The 16074-nt window shown below is 68.2% G+C and carries 17 protein-coding genes and 2 tRNA genes; 12 read left to right on the top strand and 7 right to left on the bottom strand.

Going from position 1 to position 16074, the window contains the following annotated elements:
* Nucleotides 1-57: 57 nt before the first annotated feature.
* From BST10_RS16400 to BST10_RS16385, 4 genes are all read left to right on the top strand, one after another.
* Nucleotides 58-855 carry a fumarylacetoacetate hydrolase family protein gene (locus BST10_RS16400; RefSeq protein WP_013829624.1) on the top strand — a complete coding sequence of 266 codons (798 nt, stop codon included), beginning with the start codon at nucleotides 58-60 and terminating at the stop codon, nucleotides 853-855.
* Nucleotides 852-2339 carry a glutamate--tRNA ligase gene (gltX, locus tag BST10_RS16395; RefSeq protein WP_083039058.1) on the top strand — a complete coding sequence of 496 codons (1488 nt, stop codon included), beginning with the start codon at nucleotides 852-854 and terminating at the stop codon, nucleotides 2337-2339. Before BST10_RS16400 ends, gltX begins: the two co-directional genes overlap by 4 nt.
* A 118-nt stretch (nucleotides 2340-2457) precedes the next feature.
* Nucleotides 2458-2529 (top strand) — tRNA-Gln (locus tag BST10_RS16390).
* 73 nt (nucleotides 2530-2602) lie between these two features.
* A tRNA-Glu gene (locus BST10_RS16385) sits at nucleotides 2603-2675 on the top strand.
* A 58-nt stretch (nucleotides 2676-2733) separates the two neighbouring features.
* Here the strand turns inward: BST10_RS16385 and BST10_RS16380 are convergent.
* Both BST10_RS16380 and BST10_RS16375 read right to left on the bottom strand, forming a co-directional pair.
* A complete protein-coding gene (locus tag BST10_RS16380) occupies nucleotides 2734-3234 on the bottom strand; it encodes a pyridoxamine 5'-phosphate oxidase family protein (RefSeq protein WP_013829622.1) in 501 nt (166 codons plus the stop codon).
* Nucleotides 3235-3267: 33 nt separating this feature from the next.
* Complete coding sequence (locus BST10_RS16375) at nucleotides 3268-3969, bottom strand: IclR family transcriptional regulator (RefSeq protein ID WP_083039056.1); 702 nt, start codon at nucleotides 3967-3969, stop codon at nucleotides 3268-3270.
* Nucleotides 3970-4025: 56 nt separating this feature from the next.
* Between BST10_RS16375 and leuC the strand changes: the two genes are divergently transcribed.
* The 3 genes from leuC (at nucleotide 4026) to BST10_RS16360 (ending at nucleotide 6950) form a co-directional block, all read left to right on the top strand.
* Nucleotides 4026-5444, top strand: a complete 1419-nt coding sequence (gene leuC / locus BST10_RS16370) for a 3-isopropylmalate dehydratase large subunit (RefSeq protein WP_083039101.1) — start codon at nucleotides 4026-4028, stop codon at nucleotides 5442-5444.
* 28 nt (nucleotides 5445-5472) lie between these two features.
* Nucleotides 5473-6069 (top strand): 3-isopropylmalate dehydratase small subunit, encoded by a 597-nt coding sequence (leuD, locus tag BST10_RS16365; protein WP_013829619.1) that lies wholly within the window; start codon nucleotides 5473-5475, stop codon nucleotides 6067-6069.
* A 188-nt stretch (nucleotides 6070-6257) separates the two neighbouring features.
* A complete protein-coding gene (locus BST10_RS16360; protein ID WP_083039054.1) occupies nucleotides 6258-6950 on the top strand; it encodes an HU family DNA-binding protein in 693 nt (230 codons plus the stop codon).
* Between the two features lie 47 nt (nucleotides 6951-6997).
* Here the strand turns inward: BST10_RS16360 and mutT1 are convergent, their stop codons facing one another.
* From mutT1 to cofC, 3 genes are all read right to left on the bottom strand, one after another.
* Nucleotides 6998-7930 carry an 8-oxo-(d)GTP phosphatase MutT1 gene (mutT1, locus tag BST10_RS16355; RefSeq protein WP_083039100.1) on the bottom strand — a complete coding sequence of 311 codons (933 nt, stop codon included), beginning with the start codon at nucleotides 7928-7930 and terminating at the stop codon, nucleotides 6998-7000.
* A gap of 67 nt (nucleotides 7931-7997) precedes the next feature.
* Nucleotides 7998-10208 (bottom strand): RNA degradosome polyphosphate kinase, encoded by a 2211-nt coding sequence (locus BST10_RS16350; protein ID WP_083039052.1) that lies wholly within the window; start codon nucleotides 10206-10208, stop codon nucleotides 7998-8000.
* The gene (cofC, locus tag BST10_RS16345) at nucleotides 10201-10866 is read right to left on the bottom strand and encodes a 2-phospho-L-lactate guanylyltransferase (RefSeq protein WP_165757207.1); all 666 of its coding nucleotides are present in this window, start codon (nucleotides 10864-10866) and stop codon (nucleotides 10201-10203) included. The genes BST10_RS16350 and cofC overlap by 8 nt, the downstream gene beginning before the upstream one ends.
* A gap of 133 nt (nucleotides 10867-10999) precedes the next feature.
* On the opposite strand from cofC, the gene BST10_RS16340 reads away from it, so the two are divergent.
* Together BST10_RS16340 and BST10_RS16335 are read left to right on the top strand one after the other, a co-directional pair.
* Nucleotides 11000-12034, top strand: a complete 1035-nt coding sequence (locus tag BST10_RS16340) for an NAD(P)H-dependent glycerol-3-phosphate dehydrogenase (RefSeq protein WP_264079695.1) — start codon at nucleotides 11000-11002, stop codon at nucleotides 12032-12034.
* Nucleotides 12035-12061: 27 nt separating this feature from the next.
* Nucleotides 12062-13177: a D-alanine--D-alanine ligase family protein gene (locus tag BST10_RS16335; RefSeq protein ID WP_083039048.1), complete on the top strand. Its 1116-nt coding sequence runs from the start codon at nucleotides 12062-12064 to the stop codon at nucleotides 13175-13177.
* Nucleotides 13178-13249: 72 nt separating this feature from the next.
* Here the strand turns inward: BST10_RS16335 and BST10_RS16330 are convergent, their stop codons facing one another.
* Nucleotides 13250-13795: a DUF3515 domain-containing protein gene (locus BST10_RS16330; RefSeq protein WP_083039046.1), complete on the bottom strand. Its 546-nt coding sequence runs from the start codon at nucleotides 13793-13795 to the stop codon at nucleotides 13250-13252.
* 39 nt (nucleotides 13796-13834) lie between these two features.
* Between BST10_RS16330 and BST10_RS16325 the strand changes: the two genes are divergently transcribed.
* From BST10_RS16325 to BST10_RS16315, 3 genes are read left to right on the top strand one after another with little or no spacing between them, the layout of a single operon-like run.
* Nucleotides 13835-14800, top strand: a complete 966-nt coding sequence (locus BST10_RS16325; protein WP_083039044.1) for a thiamine-phosphate kinase — start codon at nucleotides 13835-13837, stop codon at nucleotides 14798-14800.
* 9 nt (nucleotides 14801-14809) lie between these two features.
* Complete coding sequence (locus BST10_RS16320) at nucleotides 14810-15100, top strand: DUF1330 domain-containing protein (protein ID WP_083039043.1); 291 nt, start codon at nucleotides 14810-14812, stop codon at nucleotides 15098-15100.
* Nucleotides 15097-15777, top strand: a complete 681-nt coding sequence (locus BST10_RS16315; protein WP_083039041.1) for a uracil-DNA glycosylase — start codon at nucleotides 15097-15099, stop codon at nucleotides 15775-15777. The genes BST10_RS16320 and BST10_RS16315 overlap by 4 nt, the downstream gene beginning before the upstream one ends.
* 99 nt (nucleotides 15778-15876) lie before the next feature.
* Here BST10_RS16315 and rpmB read toward each other — a convergent pair whose 3' ends face one another.
* Complete coding sequence (rpmB, locus tag BST10_RS16310; protein ID WP_083039039.1) at nucleotides 15877-16068, bottom strand: 50S ribosomal protein L28; 192 nt, start codon at nucleotides 16066-16068, stop codon at nucleotides 15877-15879.
* Nucleotides 16069-16074 lie beyond the last annotated feature (6 nt).

The following is a 16074-nucleotide window of genomic DNA, read 5'->3' as shown; positions in this document are numbered from 1 at the left end:
ATGGTGTCCCCAGCGCCCGGCTCCGCCGCGGTTGCGATCGCCATTAGGCTTGCTCGAATGCGCCTAGGCCGAATTGCCAGCCCGGACGGCGTCGCCTTCGTCAGCCTGGAGGGCGATCCGGACCGGCCCGATGACATGACCGCGATGACAGCTCGGGAGATCGCCGAGCATCCCTTCGGCACACCGGAGTTCACCGGTCGATCCTGGCCACTGGCCGACGTGCGGCTGCTGGCCCCGATTCTGGCCAGCAAGGTGGTCTGCATCGGGAAGAACTACGCCGCCCACATCGCCGAGATGGGTGGTGCGCCACCGGCCAACCCGACGATGTTCCTCAAGCCCAATACCGCGATCATCGGGCCGAACGTTCCGATTCAGCTGCCCGCCAACGCTTCCCCGGTTCACTACGAAGGCGAGTTGGCGGTGGTGATCTCACGGCCCTGCAAGGACGTTTCGGCCGCCCGGGCCAAGGACAACATCCTGGGTTACACCATCGGCAACGACGTGTCAGCCCGTGACCAGCAGAAATCCGACGGTCAGTGGACCCGCGCCAAGGGGCACGACACGTTCTGCCCGGTCGGGCCCTGGATCGTCACCGACCTCGACCCCGCCGACCTGGCGATCCGCACCGAGGTCAACGGCCAGGTCAAACAGGACGGCCGGACGTCGCTGATGCTCCACGACATCGGCGTGATCGTGGAGTGGATCTCTGCGGTGATGACCCTGTTGCCCGGTGACCTCATCCTCACCGGAACCCCCGACGGTGTCGGCCCGATCGAACACGGTGACACTGTGTCGGTTTCCGTCGAGGGCATCGGCACGCTCACCAACCCGGTTATTCGCAAAGGAATGTCGTGACTCAAGGTTTCCAGGCTGATTCAGCGGTGCGGGTCCGGTTCTGCCCGTCACCGACCGGGACGCCGCACGTCGGGCTGATCCGCACCGCACTGTTCAACTGGGCCTATGCCCGACACACGGGCGGCACGTTGGTGTTCCGGGTGGAGGACACCGATGCCGAGCGCGACAGCGAGGAGAGTTATCAGGCGCTGCTGGAGGCGCTGCGCTGGCTTCGGCTGGACTGGGACGAGGGGCCCGAAGTGGGCGGACCGTACGGCCCGTACCGTCAATCGCAACGCGCGGACATCTATCGCGACGTGGTGGCGCGCCTGGTAGCGGCCGGCGAGGCCTACGAGGCCTTCTCCACACCGCAGGAGGTCGAGGCCCGCCACTTGGCCGCCGGCCGAAACCCCAAGCTGGGCTATGACAACTTCGACCGCGACCTGACCGACGAGCAGCGTGCCGGCTACCTCGCCGATGGCCGCAAGCCCGTCCTGCGGTTGCGCATGCCCGATGGCGAACTCGGCTGGCAGGACCTGGTGCGCGGGCCGACGAGCTTTCCGGCGGGCACCGTCCCCGACTTCGCACTCACCCGCGCCAACGGTGACCCGCTGTACACGTTGGTCAACCCGGTCGACGACGCGATGATGAAGATCACCCATGTGCTGCGGGGCGAGGACCTACTGCCCTCCACGCCACGCCAGATAGCGCTGTATCAGGCGTTGATCCGCATCGGGGTGGCCGACAGGATTCCGGAATTCGCCCATCTTCCAACCGTTCTGGGTGAGGGCACCAAGAAGCTGTCCAAGCGCGACCCGCAGTCGAACCTGTTCGCGCACCGCGATCGGGGTTTCATCCCGGAGGGCCTGCTGAACTACCTGGCGCTGCTGGGCTGGTCGATCGCCGATGACCGCGACGTGTTCGGTCTCGACGAGATGGTTGCCGCGTTCGACGTAGTCGACGTCAACTCCAACCCGGCCCGATTCGACCAGAAGAAGGCCGACGCGCTCAACGCCGAGCACATCCGACTCCTGGACGTCGACGACTTCACCACGCGACTGCGCGGCTATTTCGACACCCACGGTTACCGCACCGGACTTGACGACGCGGGATTCGCGGCGGCCGCGGCGCTGGTGCAGACCCGGGTGGTCGTGCTGGGCGACGCCTGGGGATTGCTCAAGTTCTTCAACGATGACGAATACGCACTCGACCCGCGTGCGGTGGCCAAGGAGTTGGGCGCCGGCGCGGCGCCCGTCCTGGACGCCACCATCGCCGCCTTGGCGGGCCTGGAGGGGCCGGCGGACTGGACCACCGCCGGGATCGAGGCCGCACTGAAGGCCGCGCTGCTCGACGGGCTGGAGCTCAAACCGCGCAAGGCGTTCGGCCCGGTGCGGGTCGCTGTCACCGGCGGGTTGGTCAGCCCGCCGCTGTTCGAGTCACTGGAGCTGCTGGGTTCGGCTCGCACCCTGGCGCGGTTGCGGGCCGTCCGGGACGGCATCGAGTGAGCGCGATGAGTACTTCGCGGTAGAAGTTTGGTAGTCTGCACGTCGGCCCACAGCAGCTGGCCGGTAGTGCCCAACCGGCACGCTGACCAGCGGTTATGGCCAGGCCCTCGGTGGCCATTGGGGTATGGTGTAATTGGCAACACAGCTGATTCTGGTTCAGCCATTCTAGGTTCGAGTCCTGGTACCCCAGCAAAACCGGTCCGCCCCAAGCGATTAGGCGGGCCGTGTGGGTTGGGCTATGCTGACAACCCGGACTAGTTCTAGCCCCCGTCGTCTAGCGGCCTAGGACGCCGCCCTCTCACGGCGGTAGCGTGGGTTCGAATCCCATCGGGGGTACTCGTCACAAGGCCCGCGTCTTTCCCAAGACGCGGGCCGTCGTGCTTTCGGTGGGGACTCAGTCACCCGTCGGTGCGGTCGACCCGGCCAGCGGCATCGCCGGCAGGCCCAGCTTGCGGTGGTCCCAGGACCGGGTGCGGCGTGTGACGATGCGCACAGCCACCCGGTTGTTCATCATGGCGTCGACGCCCGGCTTCATCTCGTCGGTGTAGGGGCCGGTGTAGCGCTCCCAGACGCTGACACCCACCCGGAAGAGTGTGTCGGGGTCGTCGACGATCTCCGCGACACCCTCGAAGGACACCCCGCGCAGCGTGTCGTAGGTCTGGCCGGCCTCGAGCAGGAAGCTGACGCGCGGATCACGCCGCAGGTTGACCGCCTTCTGCGACTTGGCCTTGGTCTCCAGCCAGATCTCGCCGTCGAGCACCGCGTACCACATCGCCGTCAGGTGCGGTTGCCCGTCGGGGCCGATGGTGGCCAGCGTTCCGGTGCGGTGGCTGGTCACGAAGTCGGCGACCTCGGCATCGGTCATGACGATCTGTGCGCGTTGCTTGGTTCCCATGTCAGCAGTCTGGCAGGTGGTCACCAAGACCGATTATAGCCGGGCGGTGAGCGCGTCGGCGGCCGCGAGCAGGTCGGTGGCCCAGCGCGCCCCGGGGCGTCGTCCCATCCGGTCGATGGGGCCGGACACCGAGATGGCCGCCACCACCGCGCCGCGCCGGTCGCGTACCGGCGCCGAGACACTGGCCACACCCGGTTCGCGCTCGGCGATGCTCTGCGCCCAGCCTCGTCGGCGCACCTCTGACAGGGTGCGGCTGGTGAACTTCGCCTGCGCCAGCACTTCCTGCTGCAGCGCCGGATCGGCGAAGGCCAGCAGCACCTTGGCGCCCGAACCGGCCGTCATCGGCAGCCGGGCGCCGACCGGAACCGTGTCACGCAGCCCCGCAGGGGGTTCCAGTGCCGCCACGCAGATTCGCGAGGCCCCCTCGCGGCGATACAGCTGCGCACTCTCGCCGGTGATCTCGCGCAGCCGTGGCAGCACCGCCGCACCGGCCGCCCGCAGCGGATCGTCGGCGCGGGACGCCAGCTCGCTGACCGCCGGACCGATCTGCCAGCGCCCGTCGTCGTCGCGGCCGAGCAGCCGGTGGGCCTCCAGTCCGGCGGCCAGCCGGTGCGCCGTCGCGCGGGGCAACCCGGTGCGCTCACACAGTTCGGCCAGGCCACAGGGTGATTCGGCGACCGTGTGGAGCACGGCCAGGGCTTTGTCCAGAACGCCGATGCCGCTATGCTGTCCCATATACAGATACTAGCGTCTCATATTGTGAGACACCGCAGATTTGGGGAATGGCAGTGATGTCCAAGACGCAGCAGCCTCGCACCCTGGCCGAAAAGGTCTGGGACGACCATGTCGTGGTCTCCGGAGGCGGGTCCGAACCCGACCTGATCTACATCGACCTGCACCTCGTGCACGAGGTCACCAGTCCGCAGGCGTTCGAAGGCCTGCGGCTGGCAGGCCGTGGCGTCCGGCGCCCAGATCTGACCATCGCCACCGAGGACCACAACGTGCCGACAGTCGACATCGACAAACCGATCGCCGATCCCGTATCGCGCACCCAGGTCGAGACGCTGCGGCACAACTGCGCCGAGTTCGGCATCCGGTTGCACCCGATGGGCGACATCGAACAGGGAATCGTGCACATCATCGGACCGCAATTGGGTCTCACCCAGCCGGGCACGACTGTGGTCTGCGGCGACAGTCACACCTCCACCCACGGCGCATTCGGTGCGCTGGCGATGGGTATCGGCACTTCGGAGGTCGAGCATGTGCTGGCCACCCAGACGTTGCCGTTGCGGCCCTTCAAGACGATGGCGGTCAACGTCGAGGGGGCGCTGGCCGAAGGGGTGACGGCCAAGGACATCATCCTGGCGGTGATCGCCCAGATCGGCACCGGCGGTGGCCAGGGCTACGTCATCGAATACCGGGGCAGCGCCATCGAGGCGTTGTCGATGGAGGCTCGGATGACGATCTGCAACATGAGCATTGAGGCCGGTGCCCGGGCTGGCATGGTAGCTCCCGATGACACCACGTACGACTATCTGCGGGGGCGGCCGCACGCACCGTTTGGTGCCGACTGGGATGCCGCCGTCGCCCACTGGGACAGCCTGCGCACCGATCCGGGTGCGAAATTCGACGCCGAGGTGTTCCTGGATGCGGCCGCGCTGACCCCGTTCGTCACCTGGGGGACCAACCCCGGCCAGGGTGTGCCGCTGGGCGCGGCGGTGCCCGACCCGGAGACGATCAGCGACGAGGCCCAGCGGCGGGCCGCGGAGAAGGCGTTGGCCTACATGGACCTTCGCCCGGGGACGCTGATGCGTGACATCGCGGTCGACACGGTGTTCGTCGGGTCGTGCACCAACGGTCGCATCGAGGATCTGCGCGCGGTGGCCGACGTGCTGCGCGGCCGGCGGGTCTCCGAGGGCGTGCGGATGCTCGTGGTGCCGGGATCGATGCGGGTGCGAAACCAGGCCGAAGCCGAAGGCCTCGCCGAGGTTTTCACCGCCGCCGGTGCGGAATGGCGCCAACCCGGGTGCTCGATGTGTCTGGGAATGAACCCCGACCAGCTTTCGCCGGGCCAGCGGTGCGCCTCGACCTCCAACCGCAATTTCGAGGGCCGGCAGGGCAAGGGCGGACGGACCCACCTGGTCTCGCCGGTCGTCGCCGCCGCTACTGCCGTGCGCGGGACGTTGTCGGCGCCCGCTGACTTGAACTGACCGCCACGGTATTTAAAGGAGTTTACTCATGGAAGCTTTTCACACCCACACTGGAATCGGCGTCCCGCTGCGGCGCTCCAATGTCGACACCGACCAGATCATTCCCGCGGTCTATTTGAAGCGCATCACCCGGACCGGATTCGAGGACGGCCTGTTCGCCACCTGGCGCACCGATCCGTCGTTCATCTTGAATCTCAAGCCGTTCGACCAGGGTTCGGTGCTGGTGGCGGGGCCGGATTTCGGCACCGGATCGTCGCGAGAACATGCGGTGTGGGCACTACTCGACTACGGGTTCCGGGTGGTGATCTCTTCACGCTTCGCCGACATCTTCCGTGGCAATGCCGGCAAGGCGGGGTTGCTGGCGGCACAGGTGGCCCAAGACGACGTGGAACTGCTCTGGAAACTCATCGAGGCAAGCCCGGGGCTGGAAATCACTGTCAATCTTCAAGATCGGAATATCACCGCTGGAACGGCGGTGGTGGCGTTCACTATTGATGACTACACCGCTTGGCGACTGTCCGAAGGGCTTGACGATATAGGCCTTACGCTGCGGAAACTGGACGAGATCGCCACCTTCGAGGCGGACCGCCCAGGTTGGAAACCGCGCACCGTTCCGGCTTCTTGACGGCACGCCCCGGAGCCTAATTCCGGTCGATCGAGCGGTCTGGTCAGCACCCAAGGGCAGTAACCGGATTGCGGAATTCGCCGATAATCTCATCTGAAATTGCGCGTGGCTCTTGGATATCAGTGGTATCAGGGTTTACCGTGTGCTCTAGTCGGCTCAAGTAGGGCCACTGGTCTCGGAGGGATTGGATGAACAAAGCAGAGCTCATCGAGGTGCTCACAAAGGAATTGGACACCGACCGCCGGTCGGCGACCGAAGCCGTCGAGCACTTCGTCAATGCCATTGTGCGCGCCGTCCACAAGGGCGAGAGCGTCACCATCACCGGGTTCGGCGTGTTCGAGCGCCGTCGGCGCGCCGCGCGCGTGGCCCGCAATCCCCGCACGGGTGAGACGGTCAAGGTAAAGCCGACTTCGGTCCCCGCATTCCGCCCGGGCGCGCAGTTCAAGGCGATTGTTTCTGGCGCGCAGCGTGTCCCGTCCGAGGGGCTCGCGGTCAAGCGTGGCGCCGGCGCCAGCACCACGGCGGCGAAGAAGGCTGCGAAGAAGTCGCCGGCCAAGAAGGCCACCAAGGCCGCGGCCAAGAAGACCGCGGCGAAGAAGGCCACCCCGGCGGCCGCGAAGAAGACCGCGGCCAAGAAGGTGACCGCCAAGAAGACCGCAGCCAAGAAGGCTCCGGCAAAGAAGGTGACCGCCAAGAAGACCGCAGCCAAGAAGGCTCCGGCCAAGAAGGCGGCAACCAAGGCTCCGGCCAAGAAGGTGACCGCCAAGAAGACCGCGGCCAAGAAGGCTCCGGCCAAGAAGGTGACCGCCAAGAAGACCGCGGCCAAGAAGGCCCCGGCCCGCAAGGCGACCAAGGCCACAGCACGAAAAGGCCGTAAGTAACTACGAATAGCCGAGCGCCGCGGGTCAGTCCCGCGGCGCTCGGCTGTTCACACCAGCACTTGTTTCGCCAGCGGGCTGCCCATGTGGTCCGCGGCGATCAGCCGCCCGCCCGACAGCGACAGCACCCAGGTACTGCCCTTGCGGTTGCGCGACTTGTCGGGGCTCACGCCGTCGCGGGCACACCACCAGGCGATCAGGTCCGGAATCACCTTGCCCTGCGTACAGATAACCGGTGTGCCGCCCAGTCGGGCGATCTCCAGCACCCTGCGGCGGGCTTTCTTCGGCGTATCGGAGTAGGCCTCTTCGGTCAGCGTCGGCTCGTTGTGCACGACCACGCCCAGTTCGGCTGCCAGCGGTTCAACGGTCTGATGACAGCGGACCCGGTCGGCCGCGTATACGTCGGTGGCGCCGAAGGCCAGCAACAGCTCCGTCAGCGCCTCGGCCTGCGCGCGGCCGTTCTTGTCCAACGGCCGCAGGGTGTCATCGCCGGAGAACCGGGACCGGCGCCCGGCGGTGCCGTGCCGCACGATCAACACCGTGCGGGTATCGGCGGGAGCCTTGGCGAACCGCCGCAATATCTTCCGATCGTAGGGATAGTGCAGTTCCTTGAGTGCCGCGCCGACCGGTAGCCAGACCAGATCGTCGACCTCGTGGTTGGGCACGAAGTCACCGCCCAGCGCCCGCGCGCTCCAATAGCGCACCTTCTTGACGCCTTGGGTGACCGGGTAGCTCACCGAGCCCAGCCGACGCCCGAGTTCGGCATGCTGGCCGGTCTCCTCGAAAATCTCCCGCACCGCTGTCACCGGTTCGGTCTCCCCGGGATCGACCTTGCCTTTGGGCAGCGACCAGTCGTCATAGCGGGGCCGGTGAATGAGCGCCACCTCGACGGTCTTACGCCGAGTGCGCCACAGCACCGCGCCTGCGGCGTGGACGGTTCTGTCCGGCGGCACCGAGCCGTTCGACGAGGACTTTGTGTGCACGTTCACTCCTGCAGCTGGATTCGGGCCTCATCGACGAAGGTCGACGGCGGTTGCCGGCGGTCTCGGTTCAGGGATTGCGGTGTCGTTCCATCAGGGACACCTGGTGGTCGCGCACCGTCGCGCCCTCGCGCGGTGCCGCAGTCCATTGGCCGTCGGGCCCGAGTTCCCAGCAGCGGGTGGCCGGGTCCATCGCCGAATCGAACATGTCGCTCAGTTGCGCACTCAATCGCGGGTCTTTCACCTGCACCATCACCTCGACCCGCCGGTCCAGGTTGCGGTGCATCATGTCGGCGCTGCCGATCCAGAATTCGTTGATGGCACTGCATTCGATGACGCGCGAGTGCTCCAGGAAACGGCCGAGAATCGACCGAACGACGATGTTTTCGGAGAAGCCTTCGACACCCGGACGCAGTGCGCAGATTCCGCGCACCACCAGCTCGACCTGCACACCGGCGCGCGAGGCGCGGTAGAGCGCATCGATCACCTGCTCGTCGACCAAGGAGTTGAGCTTCAGCCGGATCCGGCCCTGGCCGCCGCTGTCACGGTGCGCGGCGACCTCGCGTTCGATGCGTTCGACGATGCCGGCCCGCACGCCGTGCGGGGCCACCAATAGGTTGCGGTAGGTGTCCTTGCGCGAATAACCGGTCAGCGAGTTGAACAGGTCGGTGAGGTCGGCGCCGATATCCGGGTCGGCGGTCAACAACCCGATGTCCTCGTAAAGCCGTGCGGTCTTGCTGTTGTAGTTGCCGGTGCCGACATGGCAGTACCGCCGGATCGCCGAACCCTCACGGCGCACCACCAAGGAGACCTTGCAGTGCGTCTTCAGCCCGATCAGGCCGTACACCACGTGCACGCCGGCCTGTTCCAGCTTGCGGGCCCATTTGATGTTGGCCTGCTCGTCGAACCGGGCTTTGATCTCGACCAGTGCCACCACCTGTTTTCCGGCCTCGGCGGCGTCGATCAACGCGGTGACGATCGGCGAATCACCCGAGGTGCGGTACAGCGTCTGTTTGATCGCCAGCACGCCCGGGTCGGCGGCGGCTTGTTCGACGAACCGCTGGACGCTGGTGGCGAATGAGTCGTAGGGGTGGTGCACCAAGACATCACCCTCACGCAGGGTGGCGAAAATGCTTTTGGGAGTTTCACGTTCGGCGAATGCCGGGTGGGTCGCCGGGACGAAGGTACGGTCCTTGAGGTCCGGACGGTCCTGCCGGTACACCTGCCACAACGACGACAGATCCAGCAGCCCGGGCACCTCGATGACGTCGCCGGGATTCACGTCGAGCTCCCGCAGCAGCAGCTCCAGCATGTTCTCGGTCATGTCGTCGGCGACCTCGAGGCGCACCGGTGATCCGAATCGGCGACGCGCCAACTCCCGTTCCAACGCCTGCAGCAGGTCCTCGTCGCGGTCCTCTTCGACTTCGAAATCGGCGTTGCGGGTGATGCGGAAGGCGTGATGCTCGACGATCTCCATGCCGGGGAACAGCGCCGGCAGGAACGCCGCGATCAACTCCTCCATCGGCAGGAAACGGATCTCACCGCGGCCCTCGCCGCCCTTGGCGCCGGCGTCGAGTTCAACGAACCGGTCGACGTTGTCGGGCACCTTCACCCGGGCGAAATGGCTCCCGCCGTCCTCGGGGCGCTTGACCGTGACCGCCAGGTTCAGACTGAGACCACTGACGAACGGGAACGGGTGCGCCGGGTCGACCGCCAACGGCGTCAGAACCGGGAACACCTGCTCTTGGAAGTACTCCGACAACTGCTCGCGTTCGTCCGGTTGCAGGTCGGCCCAGGTGACGATGTGGATGCCTTCGTCGGCGAGCGCCGGTCGCACCGACTCGAGGAACACCCGGGCGTGACGGGTGGCGATCTGCTGGGTCTGCTCGCCGATCCGGCGCAGTTGCTCACGTGGTGTCAGCCCGTCGGCCGAACGCACCGACAGTCCCATCTCGTCGCGGCGTTTGAGCCCCGCGACCCGGACCATGTAGAACTCGTCGAGGTTGGAGGCGAAGATCGCCAGGAACTTGGCCCGCTCCAGCAACGGCAGCGAGGTGTCGGCGGCCAGTGCCAGCACCCGCGCGTTGAAGTCCAGCCAGCTCAGCTCCCGGTTCAGGTAGCGGTGGGCGGGCAGCTCGTCGCCGGGTTCGGTCGGCGGGACCGCGGTGGCGGCCGGCGGGGCGCTCGGCGTGGCGTCATTGGGGCGCCAGTCCGTTTCGTCGGTGCGCGGCTCGGTACGTTGGCCGACCTCGATTTCATCCACTCCGAGATCATTACTCATCGCGGGTGGCACTGCCACCGGTCTTGGCTTGCGCGAGTGCGCGCGCCGTCGCCGGACCGACCCCCAGACGCCGCGCCACCGCCAGGTCCTCGGGGGTGTCGATGTCGCAGCGCAATCCCGGCCAGACTCCGGTCAGCTCCAATGCGCCGGATCGCCGATGCCGCGTCGACGAATCCCGGCCGAACCGCGGGTCCAGGGCGGTTCCGAACGCGAACAGCGCAGCGGTGCCCATGCCGTGCCGGTCGGCGACGAAGCTGCGCGGGTGGGCGCGGGCTGCGGCGATCGCCTCGTCGAGCTCGTAGGACTGCAATGCCGGCAGATCGCCTTGCAACGCAACGATATTGCGCACCGAGTCGGCCACCGCACGTTCGGCAGCGGCCAGCGCGTTGTTCAGCGGGTCCCCGTGCCCGTCCGGGGTCGGATCTGCCAGCACCGCTGCGCCCAGCTCGGCCGCGGCCGCGGCCGCGGCCGCGTCGGGGGTGACCACGGTGATGTGCTGCACGCCTTGGACCGCCGACGCCGCGGTGATGGTGTCGACCAGCATCGCCAGCACCACGGCCTCTCGCAGCGGTGCCGGGAACGCCGGCGCCAGCCTGGTCTTGGCCACGCTGAGCCGCTTGACAGCGATGATCAGGCCGATCCCGGATTCCTCGGCCATGGCGTTCACAACCGACATCCTGCCAGCGCCGGGTTCGGCGACCGACGCATCGTCCTCGCCGGCCGCCGGCGGTGGACCGGTTTGCCCGGCTCCGTCCCGCTAGGGTGAAGCCCCTATAGGGAGGTGGTGTGCATTGGGCACCGAGGGCGCTGAGGACACTGTCGCAGTGATGGGAGCCGGGGCGTGGGGCACGGCACTGGCCAAGGTGCTCGCCGACGCGGGTAGCCAGGTCAGGCTATGGGCGCGTCGGTCCGACATCGCCGCCCAGATCAACGAGACCCGACGCAACCCCGACTATCTGCCGGGCTTCACCGTGCCGGAGGCGGTCCGCGCCACGACCGACGCCGCCGAGGCGCTGGACGGCCTGACCACGGTGGTGCTTGCCGTGCCGGCGCAGACCATGCGGGCCAACCTCGAGGCGTGGACGCCGCAGCTGACCGACGGTGCGACCCTGGTCAGCGTCGCCAAGGGCATCGAACTGGGCACCCTGATGCGGATGAGCCAGGTGGTCGCCGCGGTGACCGGGGTAGACCCCGGACAGGTCGCCGTGGTGTCGGGCCCCAACCTGGCCGCCGAGATCGCCGCCGAGCAGCCGGCCGCGACGGTGGTCGCCTGCACCGACTCGGGGCGCGCCGTGGCGCTGCAGCGAATGCTCAACACCGGCTACTTTCGCCCGTACACCAACGCCGATGTGATCGGCACCGAGATCGGCGGCGCCTGCAAGAATGTCATCGCCCTGGCCTGTGGGATGGCGGCCGGGGTGGGTCTGGGCGAGAACACCGCCGCGGCGATCATCACCCGCGGGCTGGCCGAGATCATCCGCTTGGGTGTGGCGCTGGGCGCCAAAGGCGCCACGCTGGCCGGCCTGGCCGGGGTCGGCGACCTGGTGGCCACCTGCACATCGCCGCGGTCACGCAACCGGTCGTTCGGTGAGCGGCTCGGCCAGGGCGAGGCCATGCCGCCGCTACCGGAGTCGGCGGGTCTGGCGGGCACCACCGACGGTCATGTCGTCGAAGGCGTGACGTCGTGCCAGTCGGTGCTGGCGCTGGCATCGAGCTACGACGTGGAGATGCCACTGACCGAGGCCGTTCACCGCGTTTGTCACACCGGTCTGTCGGTCAACGAGGCGGTGGCGCTGCTGCTGGGACGACGCACCAAACCGGAGTGAGTCCGGCGTTGCCGTACCCTCTGGCGTGTGAATTCCCACGCACGCACCCGGGTGGCCGTCGTCTTTGGCGGCCGCAGTAGCGAGCACGCCATCTCCTGCGTGTCGGCGGGCAGCATCCTGCGCAACCTGGATCCGCAGCGTTTCGAGGTCATCGCCGTGGGGATCACGCCGGAAGGGTCGTGGGTGCTCACCAGCGGCGACCCGGACGCCTGGGCGATCAGCGGCCGGCAACTGCCCGCGGTGAGCAAGGCGTCCGGCGCCGAACTGACGCTGCCCGCTGACCCGCAGCGCAGCGGCCAGCTGGTGGCGTTGTCCGGCGGGGCGCCCGCGGAGCTGCTGGCATCGGTCGACGTGGTGTTCCCGGTGCTGCACGGTCCCTACGGCGAGGACGGCACCGTGCAGGGGCTGCTGGAGCTGGCCGGGGTGCCCTATGTCGGTGCCGGAGTGCTGGCCAGCGCCGCCGGGATGGACAAGGAGTTCACCAAGAAGCTGCTGGCGGCCGAAGGGCTGCCGATCGGTCCGTACGCGGTGTTGCGGGCCAACCAGGCGACGCTGTCGATCGAGGACCGCGAGCGCCTGGGGCTGCCGTTGTTCGTCAAACCGGCGCGCGGCGGATCGTCGATCGGGGTCACCCGGGTGGCGTCGCATGACGAGCTTCCCGCCGCCATCGCCGAGGCCCGCCGGCACGACCCGAAGGTCATCGTCGAGGCGGCCATCGTCGGCCGCGAACTCGAGTGCGGGGTGCTCGAATTCCCCGACGGCACCGTGGCGGCCAGCACGGTGGGGGAGATCCGGGTGGTGCGCGGCTGCGCCGAGCATGACGACTCCTTCTATGACTTCGCCACCAAATACCTCGATGACGCCGCAGAACTCGACGTCCCCGCAAAGATCGACGATGAGGTCGCGGACACGGTGCGGCAGTTGGCGATTCGTGCGTTCGCCGCGCTGGATTGCCAGGGGCTGGCGCGGGTGGACTTCTTTCACACCGACGCCGGTCCGGTGATCAACGAGATCAACACCATGCCCGGGTTCACCACGATCTCGATGTACCCGCGGATGTGGGAGGCCAGCGGGGTGGACTACCCGACGTTGCTGGCGACGATGGTTGACACCGCGCAGGCCCGCGGCGTGGGCCTGCGCTAGCGCGTCTTCCCTCGCGAATGTGCGCGTCCCCGCCCGACACGCCGGGAGCTCAAACGTTTTTGCGCACGTTGGCTAGCCAGGCGGACCCGGCCTGATCGGCACGGCATCCAGCCTGTCGGCGATCAGATCGGACAACTCCTGGATCGGCGTCGGCCCCGAACCCCGGGGCAGCGTCAGCGCCAGATAGACCTTCCGGTCGACGGCATACCAGGTGGCGCGCTCGCCTTCGCGGACTTCGAACCACTGCACCTGATCGACCACCTGGATGGGCGAGCCCACCACGAAGTCGGCCGGTCGGTCCAGCCCGCAGCGCAGCACCACCGTCCCGTTCGCGCCGGCCGTCCAGGCCGCCGCGCCGTCGGGTGCCGGGTCCGCGATCTCGGCTCGGTAATAATCGCCCAGCTGCTGGGGCAGCCCGTCGAGCACGGCACGGCAGGCCGCGCCGCCGGCATGCGGGGCAGGCACCGTGGCGATGCGCAGCGGCTCGTCCGGTTGGCTTTCCGGCCGGTGCGCGGCCGCGACCGCCAACGCGGCCACCACCGCGGCGACGGCGACCACCAACGCAGCGATCAGCGCAACACGCGGCGGCCCGTCGGTGTCGTCCCCGGGATCGATCAAACCCGCCTACCTAATCTGTTCGCACTTACACTCCAGGCTGTGCGCGGTAACGAGCCCACGCTGGGTCAGCTTGGAGAGTTTCCCATGATCGACCGGCTGGTGGCCGGTCGGCGTCAGCCCGGCAGCACCGAGCTGGGGCCCGGCGACGACGCGGCGGTGGTGCGCTGCCCCGACGGTCGCACCGTGATCTCCACCGACATGCTGGTGCAAGGCCGGCATTTCCGGCTGGACTGGTCCAGCCCGCACGACGTCGGCCGCAAGGCGATCGCGCAGAACGCCACCGACATCGAGGCGATGGGCGCGCGGCCCACCGCGTTCGTCGTCGGCTTCGGCGCCCCGGCGGATACCGCGGCCGCCGATGCCGCGGCGCTGGCCGACGGGATGTGGGACGAAGCCGCGCGATTGGGTGCCGGTGTGGTCGGCGGCGATCTGGTGCAGGCCGACTCCTGGGTGGTCTCGGTGACGGTGCTCGGTGAGCTGGCCGGCCGGACGCCGGTGCTGCGCTCCGGGGCGCGGCCCGGCGCGGTGGTGGCGGTGGCCGGCGGGCTGGGTCGCTCAGCGGCCGGTTATCGGCTCTGGGAGCGTGGTGTGGCCGGCTCGGAGAACTTCGATGAGCTGCGTCGCCGCCACCTCGTCCCGGAGCCGCCCTATGGGCAAGGGGCGGCGGCCGCGGACGCCGGGGCACAGGCGATGACCGACGTCTCCGACGGCTTGATCGCCGATCTGGGCCACCTGGCCGCCGCGTCGAAGGTGACCGTCGAGGTGTCCACCGCCGCGTTGGCGGCCGATCAGCAGGCGTTGGCCGCGGCCGCCACGGCACTCGGCGCGGACGCCTGGACATGGGTGCTGGGCGGGGGCGAGGACCATGCGCTGGTCGCCACATTTCCCGGCGCGGTTCCGGCCGGCTGGCGGGCGATCGGACGGGTCGCCGACGGGCCGGCCCGGGTGCTGGTCGACGGGGCGCCATGGGATGGGGATGCGGGCTGGCAGTCCTACCAGAGCTAGGGTGGCGCGGTGAGCGTCTACGTGATCGCCCAGCTCCGATTCACCGACCGCGCCGCTTACGACCGGTATCAGGCGGAGTTCGCCGGCGTCTTCCGTAGTCATTCGGGAACGCTGCTGGCCGCCGACGAGTCACCGGAGGTCGTGGAGGGGCACTGGGACCGGGAGAAGGTGGTGCTGATGTCGTTTCCCGACGAGGACGCATTCCGCCAGTGGGCCGAATCGCCGGAATACCAGCGCATTTCGCAAGACCGGCAAGCCGGCGCCGATACGGTGGTCCTGCTGGTGAAGGGGCTGGCGTGACCCCGCGCCCACTTGCTGAACTCGTCGAGTCCGGTTGGGCTGCCGCACTGGCGCCGGTGACCGAGTACGTCGCCGCGATGGGGCGGTTCCTGCGGGAGGAGACGGCAGCCGGACATCACTACCTGCCCGCCGGGCAGAACATCTTGCGGGCGTTCACCTTTCCATTCGACGCGGTGCGGGTGCTGATCGTCGGCCAGGACCCGTATCCGACTCCCGGGCACGCGGTGGGCCTCAGCTTCTCGGTCGCCCCCGATGTGCGGCCGCTGCCGCGCAGCCTGGAGAACATCTTCACCGAATACACCGCCGACCTGGGTTATCCCCGGCCGGCCAACGGTGACCTGTCGGTGTGGGCGCAACGCGGGGTGCTGCTGCTCAACAGGGTGCTCACGGTGCGGCCGGGCAATCCCGCGTCGCACCGGGGCAAGGGGTGGGAGGCGGTCACCGAATGCGCGATCCGCGCGCTGGTGGCCCGCAGTCAGCCGATGGTGGCGATCCTGTGGGGCCGCGACGCGGGGACGCTGAAACCGATACTGGCCGACAACTGCGTCGCGATCGAGTCACCGCACCCGTCGCCGCTGTCGGCGTCGCGGGGATTCTTCGGATCCCGGCCGTTCAGTCGCGCCAACGAACTGTTGGGACAGCTGGGAGCCGAGCCGATCGACTGGCGTCTGGAGTAGCGCCGATCAGTCGTCAGCGAGGGTGCGTGGAAACGGTGCCGACCACGGCGTGGCGGCCGGGGACGAGCACGCTCGCGCAGGAAGGGGCAGGGAGCGGGCTCAGCCGCGGAGGACCTTGCCGGCTTTGATGCAGGAGGTGCAGGCGTTGAGGCGCTGCTTGTTGCCGCCGGGACGGGCAGCGTGGACCACCTGGATGTTCGGGTCCCAGCGACGGCTGGTCCGACGATGCGAGTGGGACACCGACTTGCCGAAGCCCGGTCCCTTTCCGCAGATATCGCACACCGCAGCCATATGTGA

The organism is Mycolicibacter algericus DSM 45454 (assembly GCF_002086455.1).
Classification (GTDB): domain Bacteria; phylum Actinomycetota; class Actinomycetes; order Mycobacteriales; family Mycobacteriaceae; genus Mycobacterium; species Mycobacterium algericum.
Note: the sequence above shows the minus strand (reverse complement) of the source record. Positions and strands in the feature narration are given on the sequence as shown.